General features: G+C 58.8%; 3 protein-coding genes. All 3 read left to right on the forward strand.

The genetic code is table 11. The features are described 5' to 3' along the window. Positions 1 to 374: GH32 C-terminal domain-containing protein (locus DOU50_RS00520; RefSeq protein ID WP_194266103.1), on the forward strand; the 374-nt coding region annotated here is incomplete at its 5' end. Positions 375 to 402: 28 nt separating this feature from the next. Then, positions 403 to 1,410, forward strand: a complete 1,008-nt coding sequence (locus tag DOU50_RS00525; protein ID WP_148768493.1) for a LacI family DNA-binding transcriptional regulator — start codon at positions 403 to 405, stop codon at positions 1,408 to 1,410. A 98-nt stretch (positions 1,411 to 1,508) separates the two neighbouring features. Then, positions 1,509 to 2,744: methyl-accepting chemotaxis protein (locus DOU50_RS00530; protein ID WP_148768494.1), on the forward strand; the 1,236-nt coding region annotated here is incomplete at its 3' end.

Genomic DNA, 2,744 nt, shown 5'->3' on the forward strand with positions numbered 1-2,744 from the left:
AAGATGAGCAGCGCTGGCAGGGACGCGCCAGCGACGCGCCAGACCTGGACGCCACGCGCCTGGAGTTTGAGCTGGGCGCATCGCAGGTGAATGTCGATTTTGGCGGCGCGCTGCGTCTCACGGTTGATGAGCAGGGCATACGTCTTGAACGCGCGAGCCTGAAAACCGATGAAATGCTGAACCGCTACTGGCAGGGCGACGTCCGTCATTTGCGCGTTCTGTGCGACCGTTCCAGCGTTGAAATTTTCATCAATCACGGTGAAGGGGTGATGAGCAGCCGCTATTTTCCTGACCATCCGGCCCGGGTGCGATTCGAAGGTGCGTCCGATATCACATTACGCTACTGGTCGCTGCGCGCCTGCATGATAGAATGAGGGTTTTGGCAGCCGGATCTAAGTCGTTGTGAGAAAAACAAAACGCGTCACCATTAAAGACATCGCGGAGCTGGCGGGTGTGTCAAAAGCCACCGCCAGCCTGGTCCTGAACGGTCGCAGCAAAGAGCTTCGCGTGGCGGAAGAGACGCGCGAGCGCGTGCTGGCAATTGCAAAAGAGCACCACTATCAGCCCAGCATTCACGCCCGCTCGCTGCGCGATAACCGCAGCCACACCATTGGTCTGGTGGTCCCGGAGATCACCAACTACGGTTTTGCCGTCTTTTCTCACGAGCTGGAAACGCTGTGCCGCGAGGCGGGCGTTCAGCTGCTGATCTCCTGCAGCGATGAAAACCCGGGGCAGGAGACGGTGGTGGTGAACAACATGGTGGCGCGCCAGGTGGACGGGCTGATTGTGGCCTCCAGCATGCTCAACGACGCGGACTACCATAAGCTGAGCGAGCAGCTGCCGGTGGTTCTGTTTGACCGCCACATCAACGACAGCGCGCTGCCGCTGGTGATCACCGATTCCATTACCCCGACGACCGAACTGGTGGCGGACATTGCGCGCCAGCATCCTGATGAGTTCTACTTTCTCGGCGGCCAGCCCCGCCTGTCGCCCACGCGCGACCGCCTGGAAGGCTTTAAGCAAGGGCTGCGTGAGGCCGGTGTGGCGCTGCGGCCCGAGTGGATCATTCACGGCAACTATCATCCGAGCTCCGGATACGAGATGTTTGCTGAACTCTGCGCCCGCCTGGGGCGTCCGCCGAAAGCGCTCTTCGCCGCCGCCTGCGGGCTGCTGGAAGGGGTGCTGCGCTATATGGGCCAGCATAACCTGCTGCAAAGCGATATCAGGTTAGCCAGTTTTGACGATCACTATCTCTACGATTCGCTGACGATCCCGGTGGATACCATCCGCCAGGATAACCGCCAGCTGGCGTGGCACTGCTTTGATTTGATTAGCAAATTGATCGAGGGGGAGACCCCGGAACCGTTGCAACGCAAGCTGTCTGCCACCCTGCAGCGGCGCTATAAGTGAGCAATATAGCCCGGACCGATACATCAATAACTTTAATTAATTTAAGTTTTGGAAGCGCCGATAACCATAAGGAATAATTCTCCTTGAGGTATTGGTTTATGTCGTTGAAAAAGTCATCCCTGATTGTCCTGTTCTCGCTGCTTTTCTTCTTTGTTGTCAGCACCGTCACCAGCGTTGGCCTCATCATTAAAAGTAATAATTCGCTGGATAACGTCAACAAAGAGATCCAGGTTGTGCTGTCCATTATTGACCCGATCAACCATAGCCGTACGCTGCGCGTGCGGGTGATGGAGTATGTGAAGATGGTGGAAGCGGGCAACGCGGCGGACGGCGCTGCAAAGCTTACCGCCGTGAAAGAGGCGCTAACCAAAGCGGACCACGCCTTTGCGGCCTTTATGGCGTCGCCGCGCCTGAGCGATGAAGCGCCGCTGGTCACTGCCTATCAGGATGCCTGGCAAAACTACCGCAATCAGGGGCTGGCGCCGCTGATCGATGCCGCCGAGGCGCACGATGTCGCCAAATTTAACGCGCTGATCCCGGAAGTCTCCCGCCTCGACCGCCAGTACGAGATCGTTCTCGACCAGGTCCTTTCCGTCCACCAGAAATACGCCAAAAGCCTGAACGAAGATGCGAGCAGTAACTTCGTCTCTGGTCTGGCGATCATTGCCGCTATCGCCAGCCTGTTTGTGGTGGTGATTGTCGCCGTCAGCCTGCTGATGAAGCGCTTTGTTTTTGCGCCGGTCAACCTGGCGCGCGAGCACTGCAGCCAGATTGCGGCAGGCAAGCTGGACATTCCGGTGCCGGTGAAGGGGAGTACAGGCAACGAAATCGACCATCTGATGGGCTCGATGGAGCAGATGCGTCAGGCGCTGCTGGCGACCATCGCCCAGGTGCGCGATGCGAGCCATACCGTAACGCACGCAGCCCAGGAGATTGCCTCCGGTAATATCGACCTGGCGTCACGCACCGAGCAGCAGGCTTCGGCGTTAACCCAGACGGCGGCCAGCATGGAAGAGCTGAGCGCGACGGTGGCGAACAATACCGATAACGTGTATCAGGCCGGGAAGCTGGTGCAGGACGCTGTGAAAAATGCCCACACCGGTGAAGCGGTGACCCGTGAAGTGATCGACACGATGAATACCATCGCGGCGAACTCGAAGCGCATTGAAGACATTACCAGCGTGATTAACAGCATCGCCTTCCAGACCAACATCCTGGCGCTGAACGCGGCGGTTGAAGCGGCGCGCGCCGGCACGCAGGGCCGCGGCTTTGCGGTCGTGGCCAGTGAAGTGCGCACCCTGGCGCAGAAAAGCGCGGTGGCGGCCAAGGACATC

Source organism: Enterobacter sp. C6 (assembly GCF_008122455.1).
GTDB classification, from domain to species: Bacteria; Pseudomonadota; Gammaproteobacteria; order Enterobacterales; family Enterobacteriaceae; genus Enterobacter; species Enterobacter pseudoroggenkampii.